Below are 17,101 nucleotides of genomic sequence, written 5' to 3'. Positions count from 1 at the left end.
TCAGACCCCGAAAAAGCCCGCGTCCGGCAGCTTGCCGCCGAGCAAGGCCGGGTCGCGCGCATGCAGCTGGGCGAAGAAGAATTCCAGCTCCGGCCGCGCCTGCGCTGCGGGCACGGCATCGAGCTGGCTGGTGGCGATGGCGTCGGCCACGGCGTCGGGCGTCAGCATGTCGATGCGCTGCGTCATCAGTTGGCCGCATTCCAGCGGGTGCGTGCGGCACCAGGCCACCGAATGGGCGTAGGCCTGCTGCACGGCGGCCAGCACCTGCGGCTGCTCGCGCACCGCGCCCACGGCGGCGATGCCCGCCTGCGGCAGCCGTGGCGCGCGCGCGAACAGGCGCCCCCACTCCTGCTGCACGTCCAGGCCCCGGTGCAGTTCGGGCGCCACCAGCCCGATGGGGAAGGACTGCGTCTTGCGCAGCGCCAGCGACACGGCCGGCTCGGCCAGCAGCGCGTGGCGCACGCGCCGCGTCAGCAGCAGTTGCAGCGCCTCCATGGGCGTGGGCACGTAGCGCAGGCGCAGGTCGCGCCGCAGGTCCAGCCCCTGCTTGGCGGCGAGCAGCTGCAGCATCAGGTCCGGCATGTCGCCGCGGAAGGGCACGGCGATTTCCTCGCCCCGGTAGTCGTCCAACTGGCGCCGCTGGGCGTCGCGCGTGACGATCCACAGCGCGCCCCAAGTGGAGATGTTCAGCAGGCGCACGCCCGCGCCCCGGTTGTAGAGGTTGGCCGCCACGTTGCTCGGCATGGCCAGCACGTCGGCCTTGCGGCCCAGCGCCATCACGCGCAACTGGTCGGGGTCGCGCCAGAGGGTGAACTCGGTGGCCTGCGCCACACCGGCCAGCGCGTTGCTCTGCGCCATGTGGATGAGCGGTGCCGAAACGATGGCGGGCGGGCCGGCCAGCACGATGCGCGGCAGCGGCGCGGCCGTTGCGGCGCGCGCGGCCTGCGCCAGCGGCAGTCCGCCCAGCGCCAGCGCGGCGGCCTGGCGCAGCCACTGGCGGCGCTCGGGTGGGGATGAGGGATGCATGGCGTGAAAGCGGGTGGTCAGAACTGGTAGCTTACGCCCGCCGCCACGCTGCGCCCCAAGCCGGGCAGGTAGCCCGGCTGGTCCGGCGTGGCGCGGTTGCGGATGGCGTAGCTGCTGGCGTAGCGCCGGTCGGTCAGGTTCTCGGCCAGCAGGTAGGCCGACCAGGGGCCGCTTTGCCATTCCAGCTTGAAGCCCAGCAGCGCGTAGGCGTCCTGTTCGCTGCCGGGGGTGTTGGCGTGGTCGGTGGGCGTGTCGGTCGGCATCCAGCGCAGGTTGGGGCCCACGCGCCAGGTGCCCGCGCCGCTGTGCACGCGCCACAGCAGTTCGGCACTCAGCAGATGGCGCGGCACGCCGGCGATGCGGTTGCCCGCGTACTCGCCGCCCTTGAAGCGGAAGTCGCTGAACGTCCATGCGCCGCGCCACTGCAGCGCGCCCGCATCCGCACCCAGTGGCCAGCTGCCCGAGAGCCCGGCCTCGATGCCCTGGTGGCGCGTGCCGCCCTGGTAGTTGTAGGTGCCCACCTTGATGCCGTTGGCGTCGGTGGTGCTCATCAGCTCATCGTCCACCTCGCTGCGGTACACGGCCAGCGTCCACTGCGTGGCGTGGCTGCCTTCGCCCCAGCGGCCCTGGCCACCCACCTCCAGCGTGGTGGCGCGCTGCAGGTTCAGCCGCACCAGCTCGCTGCTGGCGCCAGCGGGGTTGTTGGGCGCCACCGTGGCGGCGACGATCTCCCAGAACGTGGGGGCCTCCTGGCTGCGGCTCACGTTCGCCCACCAGCGCGTGGCGGGCGTGGGCGCCCAGTTCACGCCCACCTTGGGCGTGGCGAAGTTCCACTGCTGGTTCAGCGCCTGGCCGTTGCGCAGGTTCTCGGCGTCGCGCGACTGGCGGCTCCAGCCGAGCTGGCCCGCCAGCGTCCAGGCCGGGGCCAGGCGCCAGTCGGCGCCGGCCTGCGCCTGCAGGTTGTCGGCCACCAGGCCGTAGGTGCCGAAGCGCTGCAGCGGCGCGCCGGTTTGCGGGCTGGTGGCGTCCAGGTCGCGGTCCATGCGGCTGCGCGACCAGGCCAGCGCGGTGCGCCACTGCAGCGCTGCGCCCGCCTGGCCGGTGGCCTGCCACTGCGCGCCCGTGGTGCGGCTGCGCGTGAGGGTGTAGCTGGTCTGGTTGTTGAAGGTGTCGTCGGTGTCCTGCCAGTACACGCCCAGCTCGTGGCGCAGCGCCGCGTCGCCCCAGCGCGTGCGGTTGGCCAGGCGTAACTGCTTGGCGGTGCGGTGCGGGTCGCGCCGGTAGACGTTGAGCAGTTGGTCCTGCGGCGTGTTGCCGTCGCCCATGATGCCCTGCGGGTTGGAGTACACGCGCTCCTTGGGCACGACGGTGGGGATGTCGAAGTGCAGATCGGTCCACGACAGGTAGCTGCGGTTCTCCAGCCCGCCGTCGCCCTTGAAGCCCAGGTTGGCGTGCAGCGCGTCGCGCCGCGAGGCCGAATGGTGGCGCCAGCCGTCGAAGCGGTCGCCGCTGACGCTGATGCGCCCGTCCCACGGCCCGCCCTGCAGGCCCACCGCGCCCTGCAGCGCGTGGCGGCCGAAGCTGCCCGTTTCCACCCGGGCGCGCCCGCGCTCGTCGCTGCCGGTGAGCGACTGGAAGTCCAGCTCCCCGCCCAGCGTGGTGGCGCCGGGCGCGAGCGTGTTGGCGCCGCGGCGCACGCTCACCAGCGCGGTGTTGCGCGGCTCCAGCAGGCCGATGATGAACGAGCCGTCGGCCTCGTTCAGCGGCAGGCCGTCCTGCAGCAGCAGCACGCCGCGGTTCAGCGGGTTGCTCTGGATGCCAGAGCCGCGGATCGACAGGCGCGGCTGGTCGGTGGCGCCGAAGAAGTCCTGGATCACGATGCCGGGCTGGTAGTCCAGCGCATCGCGCAGCGTGGCCAGGCGCGCCTCCTGCTGCGGCTGCACCAGGTTGGTGCCGCCCGGCACGCGCTCCAGGCGCTCGCGTTCGGCCTGCGCCGATGTGGCCAGCGGCGCCGTGCTGCCGGGCTCGGCGCGCACCGTCACGGGAGGCAAGGCCGTGGCCGGCTCGGCGGCCCAGGAGGAAGCGGCCAGCAGGGCGGGCCACAGGGCGCGCGCCACGGGGGTGCGGAGGAAGGGGAAGGTCAGGGCCATGGCGGATGGATGCGAAATATGAATAGAAGCAATTCGTATTTGCGAAGCATGCCACAGAAAGAGGAGTTTGAAATGACTTTTATCAATGCCGGAAGGCGTACTGCGGCGCGCCCGCCACGGCGCTGGGCGCGCGCTGGCCCCGGGGATTCGGTGTTGCTGCCGGCAACGGTTTGCAAGCTGCTTTTTCTTGCTTTTATCGGTTTTTATCTGCTTGCAAAAATTGATTTTTGTGGGTTGGCTAGAATGCGGGGTTTTGCCCATGGCGCCCATGGCCTGACCGGCCCCGGGCGCCCGGCCCTTGGAGGAACCGCGACGCCATGCAAGGCCTGCACCTGACCGCCGATCTGTACCAATGCGCTGGCGACACGGCGTACATGCTGTGCGCAGACACCATCGCCACCCTGTGCCGTGCCCAGGTCCAGGCCAGCGGCCTGACCCTGGTGGACGAACGCTGGGTCACCTTCCCGCCCTACAACGGCCAGCCCGGCGGCGTCACCGGCACGGTGCTGCTGGCCGAGTCGCACCTGGCCATCCACACCTGGCCCGAGACCGGCAACGTCACCATCGACGTGTACGTGTGCAACTTCTCCGCCGACAACTCCGGCAAGGCGCGCGCGCTGATGGAGGGCGTGATCGCCGCCTACGCGCCCGGGCGCCGCGTGTGCCAGGAGCTGCAGCGCGGCGACATCGGCCCCGGTGCCGCCAGCCCCACCGAGTGGGTGCAGGAGCAGCTCACGCCCGACGCCTGCTTTGCCTTCGCCGCCACGCGGCGCACGCAGCAGCGCACGCCCTACCAGACGCTAGAGCTGCTGGAGACCCCGCGCTTTGGCCGCGTGCTGCGCCTGGACGGCCGCTTCATGACCAGCGAGCGCGAGGAATTTTTCTACCACGAGGCCCTGGTGCACCCCGCCGCCGTGGCCCACCCCGCGCCGCGCAAGGCGCTGATCCTGGGCGGCGGCGATGGCGGCGCGGCCGAGGAGCTGCTCAAGCACCCCAGCATCGAGCGCGTGGTGCTGGCCGAACTGGACGCCGCCGTGGTCGAGGCCGCGCGCACGCACCTGCAGGCCGTGCACCGCGGCGCGCTCGACGATGCGCGCGTGCAACTGCACCTGGGCGACGGCATGGCCTTCGTCGATGCCACGCAGGAGCGCTTCGACCTCGTGCTGATGGACCTGACCGACCCCGACACCCCGGCCAGCGCGCTGTACTCCGACGCCGCGCTGGCCCGCATGCAGCGCGTGCTGGCGCCCGGCGGCGCCCTGGTGCTGCACCTGGGCAGCCCGGTGTTCCACCCGCAGCAGGTGGCCGCGCTGGCGGCCACGCTGCGCGCGCGCTTCACCACGGTGCGCTGCATGGGGCTGTACATCCCGCTGTACGGCGCCTACTGGGGCATGGCCGTGGTCTCGCAGGACTTGGACGCGGCCGCCCTCGCGCCCGCGCAGGTGCGCCAGCGCCTGGCCGAGCGCGGCGTGGGCGATCTGCAGTACTACAACCCCGAGGTCCATCCCGCCCTGTTCGCCCTGCCCGGCTACTACCGCGCGCTGCTCGCGCCCGCCGCCGCGCAGCCCATGCGGCGCGTGGCCTGACCACGGGCCGCCACGGCCCTACACTGCCGCCCATGCAGATCTACATGGTGGGCGGCGCCGTGCGCGACCGGCTTCTGGGCCGCCCGGTCAATGACCGCGACTGGGTCGTGGTGGGCGCCACGCCCGAGCAGATGGTGGCCCGGGGCTTCACGCCCGTGGGGCGCGACTTCCCGGTGTTCCTGCACCCCGGCTCGCACGAGGAATACGCGCTGGCACGCACCGAGCGCAAGAGCGGGCGCGGCTACCGTGGCTTCGTCGTGCAGGCGGCGCCCGGCGTCACGCTCGAAGAAGACCTGGCGCGGCGCGACCTCACTATCAATGCGATAGCTGCCAGCGCAGACTGGACGGGCGCTGGAGCCGTTTTTGACCCGTATAACGGCGTGCGCGACCTGCACGCGCGCGTGCTGCGCCACGTCACCGATGCGTTCCGCGAAGACCCGGTGCGCATCCTGCGCGTGGCGCGTTTCGCCGCGCGCTTCAGCGATTTCGCCGTCGCCCCCGAAACGCTGGCGCTGATGCGCGAGATGGTGGCCGATGGCGAGGTGGATCATCTCGTGCCCGAGCGCGTGTGGCAGGAGGTGGCGCGCGGCCTCATGGAAGACCGGCCCGCGCGCATGTTCGAGGTGCTGCGCCAGTGCGGCGCGCTGGCCGTGCTGCTGCCCGAGCTGGACCGCCTGTGGGGCGTGCCCCAGCGCGCCGACTACCACCCCGAGGTGGACACCGGCGTGCACGCCATGCTGGTGCTCGACATGGCCGCGCGCCTGCGGGCGCCGCTGCCCGTGCGCTTCGCCTGCCTGTGCCACGACTTCGGCAAGGGCACCACGCCGGTGCACGTGCTGCCGCGCCACATCGGCCACGAGGAGCGCAGCGCGCAACTGCTGCAGGCCGTGTGCGAGCGCTGGCGCGTGCCGCTCGAATGCCGCGAGCTGGCCGGCATCGTGGCGCGCGAGCACGGCAACATCCACCGCAGCGGCGACCTGGGGCCGGCCGCGCTGCTGCGCCTGTTCACGCGCTGCGACGCGCTACGCCGGCCTGAGCGTTTTGCCCAGGCGCTGTGGGCCTGCGAATGCGACGCACGCGGGCGGCTGGGCATGGAGGATGTGCCCTACCCGCAGCGCCCGCGCCTGGCGGCCGCGCTGCAGGCCGCCCTGGCCGTGGACACCGCGCCCGTGGCGCGCGCAGCGGCGCAGCGCGGGCTGCGCGGCCCCGCCGTGGGCGAGGCCGTGGCCCAGGCGCGCCAGCGCGCCATCGCGGCGTGGCTGTCGGCGTAGCGCAGAGTCAGAGCGCGGAGCGCACCCAGCGCACGATCTCGCCGGATGGCAGCGCGCCCGAGACACGCGCCACCTCGCGCCCCGCGCGGAACACGATCATCGTCGGGATGCTGCGTATTTGATAGCGCCCGGCGATCTCCGGGTGGGCCTCCGTGTCCAGCTTGGCCAACTGCACCTGCGGCGCCAGCGCCTGCGCCGCCTGGGCGAAGCCCGGCGCCATCTGGCGGCAGGGGCCGCACCAGGGCGCCCAGAAATCCACCACTACCGGCAGGTGGCTGCGGCCCACGTGCTTGTCGAACGTGGCGCCGTCCAGCGCCACGGGCGCGCCGGTTACGAGCGGGCGGTGGCAGTGGCCGCAGTCGGGCGCGTGCTCCAGGGCGGCCGCGCGCACGCGGTTGGTGCCGTGGCAGTGCGGGCAGACGATGTGCAGGGTGTCGGGCGGGGTCATCGGTGCGGTTCTCCGGAGTTGCATTTCTGCCCCCCAGATGGGGGTGGGCAGGCCGCTTACAACAACCGCGCCAGCAGGCTGACCACCCAGCTCAGCAGCAGGGTGGAAGCGAGCGGAATGTCCCATTCGCGCCCGCCCAGGCGAAAGCGCAGGTCGCCCGGCAGGCGCCCGAAGCCCCAGCGGCGCAGCAGCGGCGCCAGCCCGTTGATGAGCACCAGGGCCAGGAAGACGACGAGAAGCCAGCGCAGCATGGCGTGCAGTGTAGGGCCCGCGCCGGGTGCCATGCGCGGCTGGCTTGGAGTAAGCTGTAACGCATCACCATCACAACCAGCACGGAGCGGTCATGAGCGACAACAACGCCTTTGGTTTTGCCAAATTGGTTCCCGGTTTCGATTTCCTGCAGAACCTTGCCAAGGGCGCGGCCGACCGGGTGCCGCAACTGCCCAACCTGTCCAACTGGGTCGCACCCACGCTCAACGTCGAGGAACTGGACAAGCGCATCGCCGAGCTCAAGTCGGTGCAGTTCTGGCTGGAGCAGAACTCGCGCGCGCTGGCCGCCACCGTCCAGGCGCTGGAGGTGCAGAAGATGACCCTGGCCACGCTGCAGGGCATGAACTTCAGCATGGGTGACGTGGCCAACGCCTTCAAGCTCAAGGCGGTGGACACCGTGGCCTCGGGCGTGCAGAAGGCGGGCGACACGGCCGCCAGCGCGGCCCAGGCCGTGACGGGCGCCGCGCGCGCCGCGGCCGAGGCCGTGCCCGACGCCGCCGCGAAGGCCGCCAAGGGCGCCGCCGACGCCGGCCTGATCGACCCGCTGCAGTGGTGGGGCGCGCTGACCACGCAGTTCCAGCAGATCGCCGGCAACGCGCTCAAGGATGCGGCACGCCAGAGCGCCATGGACACCACGCGCAACGTGGCCACGGGGCTGGCCAAGGAAGCCTTCAAGACGGCCAGCGACATGGCCACCCAGTTCGCCGCCAAGGGCGTGCAGAGCATGCAGGAGGCGGCGGGTGTGAAACCGGCCGCGCCAGCCAAGAAGGCCCCCGCCAAGAAGGCCGCAAAGCCTGCCGCCAAGAAGCCTGCGGCGAAGGCGGCAAAACCTGCGGCGAAGGCCACGGCCAAGGCGCCGGCACGCCGCCCGGCGCGCAAATCGGCGGGTTGAGCGGCAGGCGCTCCATATATAGCCAAAATGGCCTCCAGCGCTTATCCATCAAGCGCTGGCAGCTATCGAATCAGGAGTTTTTCGGGGCCGCCGTGCCGCGCCGCATGCCCGTGAAAGCCTCGAACTCCCAGCTGCGCATGGCCAGCAGCAGCGTGTAGCCCTCGCGCTGGGCCTCGGGCTGGCGCTGGTCGGCCAGGTGCTGCTGGGCGAAGTCCTGCGCCACGCGCTGCATGCGCTCCATGAAGGCGGGTGCCAGGCTGCGGCCGATGCTGCCGTGCACCAGCAGCACGCCTTCGCCCGGGCCGTCGAAGCCGCCGGCGAAGTAGTCCAGCAGCGCGTGCTCGCGGAAGTAGTCCATCACCGGGCCGTGCGGGCGCCAGCGGAAGGTCTTGGCGAGCTTGAGCCGGTAGCGGTTGCTCGGGCGCAGCTCGATGATGCCGATGCGGTCGAGCTGCGCGAGGTACTTCACGCCCTCGGCCTCGGTGAGGCGGTAGGTGGCCAGCACCTGCTCCAGCGTCCACTGGCTGAGCACGCAGATGGCCATCAGCAGCAGCTTCTTGTCGGCCACCACGGCGCGCTCCTGCTCGGCCGACAGTTCCTGCAGCAGCGGCTGGCTGTCGGCCACGCGCCGCGCCAGGTCGGCGAAGTCGAGCTTGAGTGCGCGGCAGATGGCGTCGATGCGCGACAGCGGCATGTCGCCCTTGGCCAGCATGCGCTTGACGCTGGATTCGGCCATGCCGATGGCCTGCGCCAGGTCGGCATAGGTCATCTGGGCGGCCTTGAGTTCCTTTTTCAGGGCGGTAACGAGGTCGGCGGTGGTGCTCATGGGTATCGATTATGGATACCCGCAGCGTCCATGGTTTGTGCTGGTGCATCCAGGCAATGCCGAAAATGCCGTGCCTGCCGACACTGCGCGCCATGGCGTCCCGCAGGGGGGCGCCGCTGACCGAAGGAGTGTGCGATGCACCTGCCGACCCTTTCCGCCCAGCGCCTGCGCTGGCTCCTGGCCGCTGCCGTGGCCGCTTTCCTGGGCCTGGCCTGCGGGCTGCCGCCGCTGGCCCAGGCGCCCCACTACCACGCCTTTGCCGACCAGCGCGCCTGGGCGGGCCTGCCCTGCGCGCTGGACGTGCTGAGCAATGCCGCCTTCGTGCTGGCCGCGCTGCTGGGCGCCTGGGCGCTGCACGGGCCGCAGGCGCGCCGCCTGCCGGCCACGCCGCGTGCCCTGGCGGCGCTGTGCTTTGCGGGGCTGGCGCTGACCGGCGGCGTCTCGGCCTGGTACCACTGGGCGCCGCACGACGCCACGCTGTGGTGGGACCGCTTCGGCATGCTCTGGGCCTTTGCCGGGCTGCTGGGGCTGGCCGTGCACACCCGCGTGGATGCGCGCGCCGCCTGGGCCGTGGCGGCGGCCGTGCTGCTGGGGGGCGTGGCCGCGCTGCAGGTGTGGACGGCCACGGGCAACCTGCTGCCCTGGGCGGTGCTGCAGGGCGGGGGCGTGCTGGTGCTGCTGGGGCTGGCCTGCGTGGCGCCGCGGCCGGGGGCGCTGCCGGTGCGCTGGGGCGTGGTGGTGGCGGTGTATGCCGTGGCCAAGGCGCTCGAAGCGGGCGACGCCGCCGTATTTGCCGCCACGCAGATGCTGGTGTCCGGGCACAGCCTCAAGCATGTGGTGGCCGCTGCTGCCGCGCTGCCGCTGGTGCTGGCGCTGCGGCCCTGGGGGGCTGGAAGCGAGGGCACAATCGCCAGCCTGCCTTTGCGCGCCGCAAGGGCGTTCACCATCCAGCGAGGGAGCGCACGATGAGCCGAGCCCAGGCCAACCCGCATGCCGCGTCCGTGGCCCATGACGGCCACCCCAACCAGTTCGCCCTGCTCACCCAGCGGCGCTTTGCGCCGTTTTTCTGGACGCAGTTCGCCGGCGCTGCCAACGACAACCTGTTCAAGTTCGCCTTCACGGTGATGGTGACCTACCAGCTCGGCGTGTCGTGGATGCCACCAAGCATGGCGGGGCTGGTGATCGGGGCGCTGTTCATCCTGCCGTTCCTGCTGTTCTCGGCCACCTCGGGCCAGCTCACCGACAAGGTGGACAAGACGCGCATGATCCGCTTCGTGAAGAACCTGGAGATCGCCATCATGCTGCTGGCGGCCTGGGGCTTCTACGCGGGCAGCCCGGTGGTGCTGCTGGCCTGCACGTTCCTGATGGGCCTGCACTCCACGCTGTTCGGGCCGGTGAAGTTCGCCTACATGCCGCAGGTGCTGTCCGAGCGCGAACTCACGGGCGGCAACGGCATGGTGGAGATGGGCACGTTCGTCGCCATCCTGCTGGGCCAGGTGGCCGGCGGGCTGCTGGTGGCGTTGCCCGGCGTGGGCCACGCCAGCGTGGCGGTGGCCTGCGTGGCCGTGGCCCTGGCGGGGCGCGCCGTGGCGCAGTTCATTCCCAGCGTGCCCGCCACCGACCCGGGCCTGGTCATCAACTGGAACCCGTTCAGCGAGACCTGGCGGAACCTGAAGCTGGCGCACGGCAACATCGTGGTGTTCCGTTCGCTGCTGGGCATTTCGTGGATGTGGTTCTTCGGCGCGGTGTTCCTGAGCCAGTTCCCCAGCTTCGCCAAGCAGGTGCTGCACGGCGACGAGCAGGTGGCCTCGCTGCTGCTGGTGGTGTTCTCGGTGGGCATCGGCACCGGCTCGCTGCTGTGCGAGGTGCTGAGCCGCCGCCACGTCGAGATCGGCCTGGTGCCGCTGGGCGCCATCGGCATGAGCGTGTTCGCCGTGGACCTGTACTTCGCCTCGCGCGCGCTGCCGGCATCGCCCATCATGGGGCTGGCCGCCTTCCTGGCGCAGGCGGCGCACTGGCGCGTGATGGCCGACCTGCTGCTGCTGAGCCTGTTCGCCGGGCTGTACAGCGTACCCATGTACGCGCTGATCCAGATGCGCAGCCAGCCCACGCACCGCGCGCGCATCATCGCCGCGAACAACATCCTCAACGCGCTGTTCATGATCGCCAGCGCGCTGCTGGCCGGGGCGCTGCTGTCGGCCGGGTTCTCGGTGCCGCAGGTGTTCCTGCTCACCGGCATCGCCAATGCCGTGGTGGCGGGTTACATCTTCCTGCTGGTGCCCGAGTACCTGCTGCGCTTCGTGGCCTGGGTGCTGTCGCGCTGCATCTACCGCTTCAAGGTGCGCGGCGACGCGCACATTCCCGCCACGGGCGCGGCCATCCTGGCGTGCAACCATGTGAGCTTCGTCGATGCCGTGCTGCTCATGGCGGCCAGCCCCCGGCCCATCTACTTCGTGATGGACCACCGCATCTTCCGCGTGCCCGTGCTGGGCTGGCTGTTCCGCCTGGCCAAGGCCATTCCGATCGCTCCGCAGAAGGAGGACGCCGCCACCTACGAGGCCGCGTTTGAGCGCGCCGCGCAGGTGCTGCGCGAAGGAGACCTGCTCGCCATCTTCCCCGAGGGCGGTATCACGCGCGACGGGCAATTGCAGCCGTTCAAGGGCGGCATCATGAAGATCATCGAGCGCGCCCGCGCCGAGGGTGTGGAGGCGCCCGTGGTGCCCATGGCGCTGACCAACCTCTGGGGCTCGTTCTTCAGCCGCATCGAGCAGGGCGGGGCGATGGTGCGGCCGTTCCGCCGCGGCATCTGGAACCGTGTGGGGCTGAACGTGGGCGTGCCCGTGGCGTCGTCCGCCGTGCAGCCGGAGCCGCTGCGTGCGCAGGTGGCGGGGCTGCTGGCGGCGGCATAGAAGTATCGTTTTTTGATGCCGTGTGGTGAATGGTTTGCAACTTGGTGCAAAAAATGAGACTTTAAAGCCCCGCCCGCTGCACCATGCGTTCCATGTTCAACCAACGCCCGAGTGCAGCCACCATGCAAACCGCTCCTCTCCCCCTCCAGCGCGACACCAAGGCCTGGCAGTTCCAGGTCTGGGCCTCCTTCGGCATCGCCCTGCTGCTCTGCGCCACGGGCCTGGCCTGGCTGCCCGGCGAGCCCCTGGCGCGCGCCTTCATGTTCATGGGCTATGTGTTCTGCCTGTCGGCGGCCTTCGTGCTGGCCAAGTTCGTGCGCGACAGCCAGAGCGGCGACGGCGACACCCCGCTGTGGAAGCTGGTGGTATGGGGCGGCTTCGGCACCGCCATGGCCCTGACCGGGTGGGGCCTGTGGGGCATGGAGGTGAACCCGACCTACAAGGCCTTCCTGGGCGTGAGCTGGCTCTACCTCATCACCACCGCCTTCACCCTGGCCAAGATGCTGCGCGACCGCCACGAGGCCGATCTGTGCGAGGCGCGCCTGCAGGGCCGCCGCGAGGCCGGCCAGTGAACCGGCCGGTGCCCACCCTTTACCCGGTTTTCAGGAGAAACGACATGCCTTCATGGATACATCGCCTGGCAGCCCAGGCACTGCTGGCTGCCGGCCTGGCCTGCGGCAGCGCCGCCCAGGCGCAAAGCGAGGCCTCGGCCGCCCTGTCGCTGATGCCGGTGGCTTCGGTGGTGGTGGCGTCGGGGGCGGCATCGGCCACGGCCGGCGCGGTGGCGGCGCTGCCGGTGGCGCTGTCGGCGGGCGGCGCCGTGCTCACGGTGAAGGCCGTGCAGGCCTCGGCCACGGGCACGGTGATCGTGCTGGAGCGCGCCTCGGATGGGGCCCAGGCCAGCATTGAACTCACCGGCCGCGCCGCCAGCGCCACGGCCTACGGCGTGGGCACGGTGGTGTCGTGCAGCGTGATCGGCACCGGCGTCATCCTCTCCGCCGCGGGCGGGGTGCTGGCCTTCGTGCCCAACGCCCTGGGCCGCGCCCTGCTGCACAACGAAAGGCTGTGACCATGCGCCGCCTTGTCGTTCTTCCCGCAGCGCTGGCGCTGTGGGCCTCGCTGGGGCTGCCGGCGCACGCGGGCCGCCCGTGCGCGCCGCACCAGCCCACGGCGCAGGGCATCGAGCGTGGCATGCAACTGGCGCAGCGGACCGCGCAGGCGCTGGACGCCAGCGGCGCGCGCGTGGTGCTGCTGGGCCGTGCCGGGCAAGACCTGTCGAAATACGGGCTGCGCTACTCGCACCTCGGCTGGGCCTACAAGAGCGAGGCCGGGCCCTGGCGCGTGGTGCACAAGCTCAACGAATGCGGCACCGCGGTGGCGGCGGTGTACCGCCAGGGGCTGGGCGAGTTCTTCCTCGACGGCCTGTGGCGCCACGAGGCCGTCTGGGCCGTACCCGTCCCCGAAGTGCAGGCGCGCCTGATGCCGGTGCTGCAGGCCAACGCCCAGGCCACGCAGCTGCACGTGCGCCCCTACAGCATGGTCAGCTATGCCTGGGGCGAGAAATACCAGCAGTCCAACCAGTGGGCGCTGGAGACCCTGGCCGCCGCCATGGAGCCCGCCAGCGTGCGCCAGCGCGCCCAGGCCCAGGCGTGGCTGCGCTTCAAGGGCTACGAGCCGAGCGTGTTGAAGATCGGCCCGCTCACCCGGCTGGGCGGGCGCGTGACGGCGGCCAACGTCGCCTTCGACGACCATCCGCCGGAAAAGCGCTTTTCCGACCGCATCGAGACGGTGACGGTGGACTCGGCCCTGGTCTGGCTGGAGCGCGCGCAACTGGCCGGGGCGCCGCGGGTGACGCAATGATTAGAGATCAAAATGGGCTCCAGTGCTTGTGTGGCAAGCGCTGGCAGCTATTGAATTCATAGTTTCCAACGGGATTCCCAACGAGAGAGGTGCATCATGGGCAAGGCATTGCGTCTGTCAGAGAAGTGGTTTCGCCGCGGCCTGTGGCTGGTGGCGCTGGTGTTCGCGGGGTTCCTGATCGGGCTGGGCGGCACCATCGTGGGCGATCTGCCCAAGGTCGAGGCGCCGCTGCGCGTGGACGACTTCCTCGACCGCGCGGCCGCGCAGGCGCTGCGCGGCCAGGTCAAGGAGGCGCACCAGGCCGAGCAGGACGCCCAGGCCGCGCTGGAGCAGGCGCGGCTGCAGCGCGCCAAGGCGCGCAGCGAGAGCCAGGCCGAGCGCGAGACCTTCAACAACTGGCTGGCCGCGCGCCACGCCACGCAGCGCGCAGAGCACGACCCCGAGGTGATCGCGCGCACCCAGGCGCTCGATGCGCTCAAGGGCCGCGAGCGCCAGGCGCAGCAGGCCGTGGAGGCGCAGGAGCAGGCCCTGCTGGACGCGCGCCAGGGCGCCCAGGCCGCGCAGCAGCAGCTCGACACGCTGGAGCGCGGCGGTTACGAAAAGCTGGCCGCGGCCCAGCGCACGGTGGAGCTGCGCGTGTTCCTCTACCGCCTGGCGCTCACCTTGCCGCTGCTGGTGGCGGCGGGCTGGCTGTTCGCCAAAAAGCGCCAGGGCACCTGGTGGCCATTCGTGTGGGGCTTCATCTTCTTCGCGCTGTTCGCCTTCTTCGTCGAGCTCGTGCCCTACCTGCCCAGCTACGGCGGCTACGTGCGCTATGTGGTCGGCATCGCCGTCACCGCGCTGGTGGGGCGCTACGCCATCGTGGCGCTGAACCGCTACCTGGAGCGGCAGAAGCAGGCCGAGGCGCTGCCCGACCAGGAGCGGCGCAAGGAACTGAGCTATGACGTGGCGCTGGCGCGCCTGGCCAAGAGCGTGTGCCCTGGGTGCGAGCGCCCGGTGGACCTCAAGAACGACAAGATCGACTACTGCCCGCACTGCGGCATTGGCCTGTTCGATCGCTGCGGCCACTGCAGCACGCGCAAGAGCGCCTTCGCCCGCTTCTGCCATGCCTGCGGAACGCAGGCGGCGGGCGCCTGAGCCCGCCTCGGGGGCTGTGCGAGAATCCCCGCGCAACCCCGCCCGCCCATGTCCGACCTCTCCCCCGAATCCCTGTCCGCCGCGCCCGCGGCGCGCAAGCGCCCCAAGCCGGGGGAGCGGCGCGTGCAGATCCTGCAGGCGCTGGCCGCCATGCTGGAGCAGCCCGGGGCCGAGCGCATCACCACCGCCGCGCTGGCGCGCCAGCTCGACGTGAGCGAGGCGGCGCTGTACCGCCACTTCGCCAGCAAGGCGCAGATGTTCGAGGGGCTGATCGAGTTCATCGAGCAGTCCGTCTTCACGCTGGCGCAGCAGATCGTGGGCCGCGCGCCGCTGGACCCGCAGCAGGGCAACCCCGACGGCGCCCAGCAGGCCGCGCGCGTGGTGGCGCTGCTGCTGCAGTTCGGCGAGAAGAACCCCGGCATGGTGCGCGTGATGGTGGGCGACGCCCTGGTGCTGGAGCACGAGCGCCTGCAGGCGCGCATGAACCAGTTCTTCGAGCGCATCGAGTCCACGCTGCGCCAGGCGCTGCGCGGAGCCGCGCTGGCGCGCGGCTCCGGCACGCCGTCGGTGGATGCGCAGGTGGGCGCCAGCGTGCTCACGGCCTTCGCGCTGGGGCGGCTGCAGCGCTTCGCGCGCTCGGGCTTTCGCCAGTTGCCCACCGAGCACCTGCAGGCCAGCCTGGCCTTGATGCTCTGATCCGCGCCCTCGCGGCGCTGGATTTTTTCAAAAATGTGAGCTGCTAGCGCTTGCTCCGTAAGGGCTGGAGGCGTTTTTTGCTCTGATTTGCAACCCGGGTAGGCCCACGCCGGCAAAGGCGGGCCGCTCTGCGTACCATGGGCTGCAGGAGGCCTTTGTCCGTGCTTTTTCCGTTTTTTGAGAACCGCGTTCCACCCTATCCCAGCACCGAGCCCGTGCCGCCGCCGCCGGGCTTCTTCGCTTTCGTCTGGGCCTGCACGCGCGGCATGCGCGGCTGGATCGGGCTGCTCACGCTCACCTCGGCGCTGCTGGCGGTGTACGAGGCGGCGCTGTTCGCCATCATGGGCCACGTGGTGGACTGGCTGTCCACCGTGTCGCCCGCCGGCTTCTGGCAGGCGCAGCGTGGCACGGTATGGGGCATCGCGGGCATCCTGCTGTCCAGCGTGCTGCTGCTGGGGCTGCACACGGCGGTGATGCACCAGGTGCTGGCCATCAACTTCCCGATGCGGCTGCGCTGGGTGTTCCACCGGCTGATGCTGGGGCAGAGCATGTCGTTCTACGCCGATGAGTTCGCCGGCCGCATCACCACCAAGATCATGCAGACCGCGCTGTCGGTGCGCGAGGTGGTGTTCATGGTGGTGGACGTGCTGGTGGGCGTGAGCGTCTACATGATCGGCATCCTGGTGCTGGCCGCGAGCTTCGAGTGGCGGCTGGTGCTGCCGTTCGCGCTGTGGCTGGCGGCCTACACGGCGGCGTGCTTCTACTTCGTGCCGCGCCTGGGCCAGATCGGCAAGGAGCAGGCCGATGCGCGCTCGATGATGACCGGCCGCGTGACCGACGCCTACACCAACATCGCCACCGTGAAGCTGTTCGCGCACACGCGCCGCGAGGCCGAGTTCGCGCGCAGCGCCATGGAGGCCTTCAAGGCCACGGGCTATGCGCAGATGCGCCTGGTGAGCCAGTTCGAGATCGCCAACCACCTGATGATCACCCTGCTGCTGCTGGGCAGCACGGGCACGGCGCTGTGGCTGTGGTCCGGGGGGCAGGCCACGGCGGGCGTGGTGGCGGCGGTGATCGCCATGGCGCTGCGCTTGATGGGCTATTCGCACTGGGTCATGTGGCAGATGACGGGGCTGTTCGAGAACGTGGGCACGATCCAGGACGGCATCCTCACGCTGACCAAGCCACGCACCATCGTCGATGCGCCGGGGGCGCAGCCGCTGCGCGTGACGCAGGGGGCGATCGCGTTCGAGGACGTGTCGTTCGCCTACAAGGACGGGGGCAAGCAGGTCATCGACCACCTGCGCCTGCACATCCGCCCCGGCGAGCGCATCGGCCTCATCGGCCGCTCGGGCGCGGGCAAGTCCACGCTGGTGAACCTGCTGCTGCGCTTTCACGAGGCGCAGGGCGGGCGCATCACCATCGACGGGCAGGACATCACCGCCGTGACGCAGGACAGCCTGCGCGGCGCCATCGGCATGGTGACGCAGGACACCTCGCTGCTGCACCGCTCGATGCGCGACAACATCCTCTATGGCCGCCCCGACGCGAGCGAGGCCGAGATGCGCGCCGCCGCCGAGCGCGCCGAGGCTGCCGAGTTCATCGGGCAGCTCACCGACCTCAAGGGCCGCAGCGGCTACGACGCCCAGGTGGGCGAGCGCGGCGTGAAGCTCTCGGGCGGCCAGCGCCAGCGCGTGGCGATTGCGCGCGTGATGCTCAAGGACGCGCCCATCCTGCTGCTCGACGAGGCCACCAGCGCGCTCGACAGCGAGGTCGAGGCCGCCATCCAGCAGAGCCTGGACGGGCTGATGCACGGCAAGACGGTGATCGCCATCGCGCACCGCCTGTCCACCATCGCCGCCATGGACCGCCTCATCGTGCTGGAGGCCGGGCGCATCGTGGAGCAGGGCACGCACGCCGCGCTGCTGGCGCAGGGCGGTATCTACGCGCGCCTGTGGGCGCACCAGAGCGGGGGCTTTCTGGGCGAGGCGCAGCGCGAGGATGGCGGGGCGCTGGGAGGGTAGGGCGTG

General features: G+C 71.1%; 17 protein-coding genes. 12 read left to right on the top strand and 5 right to left on the bottom strand.

The genetic code is table 11. The features are described 5' to 3' along the window. Positions 1-1,026, bottom strand: coding sequence for an ABC transporter substrate-binding protein (locus tag YS110_11995; protein ID UJB65419.1), 1,026 nt, complete (start codon positions 1,024-1,026; stop codon positions 1-3). Between the two features lie 17 nt (positions 1,027-1,043). Further along, complete coding sequence (locus YS110_11990) at positions 1,044-3,176, bottom strand: TonB-dependent receptor (GenBank protein UJB65418.1); 2,133 nt, start codon at positions 3,174-3,176, stop codon at positions 1,044-1,046. 48 nt (positions 3,177-3,224) lie between these two features. On the opposite strand from YS110_11990, the gene YS110_11985 reads away from it, so the two are divergent. From YS110_11985 to YS110_11975, 3 genes are read left to right on the top strand one after another with little or no spacing between them, the layout of a single operon-like run. Next, positions 3,225-3,512 carry a hypothetical protein gene (locus tag YS110_11985; GenBank protein ID UJB65417.1) on the top strand — a complete coding sequence of 96 codons (288 nt, stop codon included), beginning with the start codon at positions 3,225-3,227 and terminating at the stop codon, positions 3,510-3,512. After that, the gene (gene speE / locus YS110_11980; protein ID UJB65416.1) at positions 3,494-4,762 is read left to right on the top strand and encodes a polyamine aminopropyltransferase; all 1,269 of its coding nucleotides are present in this window, start codon (positions 3,494-3,496) and stop codon (positions 4,760-4,762) included. Before YS110_11985 ends, speE begins: the two co-directional genes overlap by 19 nt. A 32-nt stretch (positions 4,763-4,794) precedes the next feature. Further along, positions 4,795-6,033, top strand: a complete 1,239-nt coding sequence (locus tag YS110_11975) for a multifunctional CCA addition/repair protein (GenBank protein ID UJB65415.1) — start codon at positions 4,795-4,797, stop codon at positions 6,031-6,033. A 7-nt stretch (positions 6,034-6,040) separates the two neighbouring features. Here the strand turns inward: YS110_11975 and trxC are convergent, their stop codons facing one another. Then, entirely contained in the window at positions 6,041-6,481 is a 441-nt protein-coding gene (gene trxC / locus YS110_11970; protein ID UJB65414.1) for a thioredoxin TrxC, read from the bottom strand. A 56-nt stretch (positions 6,482-6,537) separates the two neighbouring features. Then, complete coding sequence (locus YS110_11965) at positions 6,538-6,732, bottom strand: DUF2905 domain-containing protein (protein UJB65413.1); 195 nt, start codon at positions 6,730-6,732, stop codon at positions 6,538-6,540. 92 nt (positions 6,733-6,824) lie between these two features. On the opposite strand from YS110_11965, the gene YS110_11960 reads away from it, so the two are divergent. Then, on the top strand, positions 6,825-7,643 hold the full coding sequence (locus YS110_11960; GenBank protein ID UJB65412.1) for a hypothetical protein: 819 nt from the start codon (positions 6,825-6,827) through the stop codon (positions 7,641-7,643). A 70-nt stretch (positions 7,644-7,713) separates the two neighbouring features. Here the strand turns inward: YS110_11960 and YS110_11955 are convergent, their stop codons facing one another. Further along, positions 7,714-8,469 carry a helix-turn-helix transcriptional regulator gene (locus tag YS110_11955; GenBank protein ID UJB65411.1) on the bottom strand — a complete coding sequence of 252 codons (756 nt, stop codon included), beginning with the start codon at positions 8,467-8,469 and terminating at the stop codon, positions 7,714-7,716. A 135-nt stretch (positions 8,470-8,604) separates the two neighbouring features. On the opposite strand from YS110_11955, the gene YS110_11950 reads away from it, so the two are divergent. From YS110_11950 to YS110_11915, 8 genes are all read left to right on the top strand, one after another. Next, entirely contained in the window at positions 8,605-9,438 is an 834-nt protein-coding gene (locus tag YS110_11950; protein UJB65410.1) for a hypothetical protein, read from the top strand. After that, on the top strand, positions 9,435-11,378 hold the full coding sequence (locus tag YS110_11945; GenBank protein UJB65409.1) for an MFS transporter: 1,944 nt from the start codon (positions 9,435-9,437) through the stop codon (positions 11,376-11,378). The genes YS110_11950 and YS110_11945 overlap by 4 nt, the downstream gene beginning before the upstream one ends. Before the next feature lie 122 nt (positions 11,379-11,500). Continuing rightward, positions 11,501-11,950, top strand: a complete 450-nt coding sequence (locus tag YS110_11940; protein ID UJB65408.1) for a hypothetical protein — start codon at positions 11,501-11,503, stop codon at positions 11,948-11,950. Between the two features lie 44 nt (positions 11,951-11,994). Next, a complete protein-coding gene (locus tag YS110_11935; protein UJB65407.1) occupies positions 11,995-12,447 on the top strand; it encodes a hypothetical protein in 453 nt (150 codons plus the stop codon). A 2-nt stretch (positions 12,448-12,449) separates the two neighbouring features. Then, positions 12,450-13,238: a DUF2145 domain-containing protein gene (locus tag YS110_11930; protein UJB65406.1), complete on the top strand. Its 789-nt coding sequence runs from the start codon at positions 12,450-12,452 to the stop codon at positions 13,236-13,238. A 96-nt stretch (positions 13,239-13,334) separates the two neighbouring features. Next, the gene (locus YS110_11925) at positions 13,335-14,375 is read left to right on the top strand and encodes a serine endopeptidase (protein ID UJB65405.1); all 1,041 of its coding nucleotides are present in this window, start codon (positions 13,335-13,337) and stop codon (positions 14,373-14,375) included. Positions 14,376-14,423: 48 nt separating this feature from the next. Next, on the top strand, positions 14,424-15,071 hold the full coding sequence (gene slmA, locus YS110_11920; GenBank protein ID UJB65404.1) for a nucleoid occlusion factor SlmA: 648 nt from the start codon (positions 14,424-14,426) through the stop codon (positions 15,069-15,071). Positions 15,072-15,208: 137 nt separating this feature from the next. Next, on the top strand, positions 15,209-17,095 hold the full coding sequence (locus YS110_11915; GenBank protein UJB65403.1) for an ABC transporter ATP-binding protein: 1,887 nt from the start codon (positions 15,209-15,211) through the stop codon (positions 17,093-17,095). Positions 17,096-17,101: the final 6 nt, after the last annotated feature.

It is taken from the genome of Acidovorax sp. YS12 (assembly GCA_021496925.1).
In the GTDB taxonomy this organism is placed as follows: Bacteria; Pseudomonadota; Gammaproteobacteria; order Burkholderiales; family Burkholderiaceae_C; genus Paenacidovorax.
This window is presented reverse-complemented; position numbering and strand designations above follow the sequence as displayed.

Bases quoted from the DNA above. Each gene is read 5' to 3' on its own strand.
- YS110_11955 (UJB65411.1), bottom strand. From the start codon at position 8,469: ATGAGCACCACCGCCGACCTCGTTACCGCCCTGAAAAAGGAACTCAAG.
- YS110_11950 (UJB65410.1), top strand. From the start codon at position 8,605: ATGCACCTGCCGACCCTTTCCGCCCAGCGCCTGCGCTGGCTCCTGGCC.
- YS110_11930 (UJB65406.1), top strand. From the start codon at position 12,450: ATGCGCCGCCTTGTCGTTCTTCCCGCAGCGCTGGCGCTGTGGGCCTCG.
- YS110_11940 (UJB65408.1), top strand. From the start codon at position 11,501: ATGCAAACCGCTCCTCTCCCCCTCCAGCGCGACACCAAGGCCTGGCAG.
- YS110_11960 (UJB65412.1), top strand. From the start codon at position 6,825: ATGAGCGACAACAACGCCTTTGGTTTTGCCAAATTGGTTCCCGGTTTC.
- YS110_11985 (UJB65417.1), top strand. From the start codon at position 3,225: ATGCCACAGAAAGAGGAGTTTGAAATGACTTTTATCAATGCCGGAAGG.
- YS110_11935 (UJB65407.1), top strand. From the start codon at position 11,995: ATGCCTTCATGGATACATCGCCTGGCAGCCCAGGCACTGCTGGCTGCC.
- YS110_11925 (UJB65405.1), top strand. From the start codon at position 13,335: ATGGGCAAGGCATTGCGTCTGTCAGAGAAGTGGTTTCGCCGCGGCCTG.
- speE (UJB65416.1), top strand. From the start codon at position 3,494: ATGCAAGGCCTGCACCTGACCGCCGATCTGTACCAATGCGCTGGCGAC.
- slmA (UJB65404.1), top strand. From the start codon at position 14,424: ATGTCCGACCTCTCCCCCGAATCCCTGTCCGCCGCGCCCGCGGCGCGC.
- YS110_11990 (UJB65418.1), bottom strand. From the start codon at position 3,176: ATGGCCCTGACCTTCCCCTTCCTCCGCACCCCCGTGGCGCGCGCCCTG.
- YS110_11945 (UJB65409.1), top strand. From the start codon at position 9,435: ATGAGCCGAGCCCAGGCCAACCCGCATGCCGCGTCCGTGGCCCATGAC.
- YS110_11975 (UJB65415.1), top strand. From the start codon at position 4,795: ATGCAGATCTACATGGTGGGCGGCGCCGTGCGCGACCGGCTTCTGGGC.
- trxC (UJB65414.1), bottom strand. From the start codon at position 6,481: ATGACCCCGCCCGACACCCTGCACATCGTCTGCCCGCACTGCCACGGC.
- YS110_11915 (UJB65403.1), top strand. From the start codon at position 15,209: ATGGGCTGCAGGAGGCCTTTGTCCGTGCTTTTTCCGTTTTTTGAGAAC.
- YS110_11995 (UJB65419.1), bottom strand. From the start codon at position 1,026: ATGCATCCCTCATCCCCACCCGAGCGCCGCCAGTGGCTGCGCCAGGCC.
- YS110_11965 (UJB65413.1), bottom strand. From the start codon at position 6,732: ATGCTGCGCTGGCTTCTCGTCGTCTTCCTGGCCCTGGTGCTCATCAAC.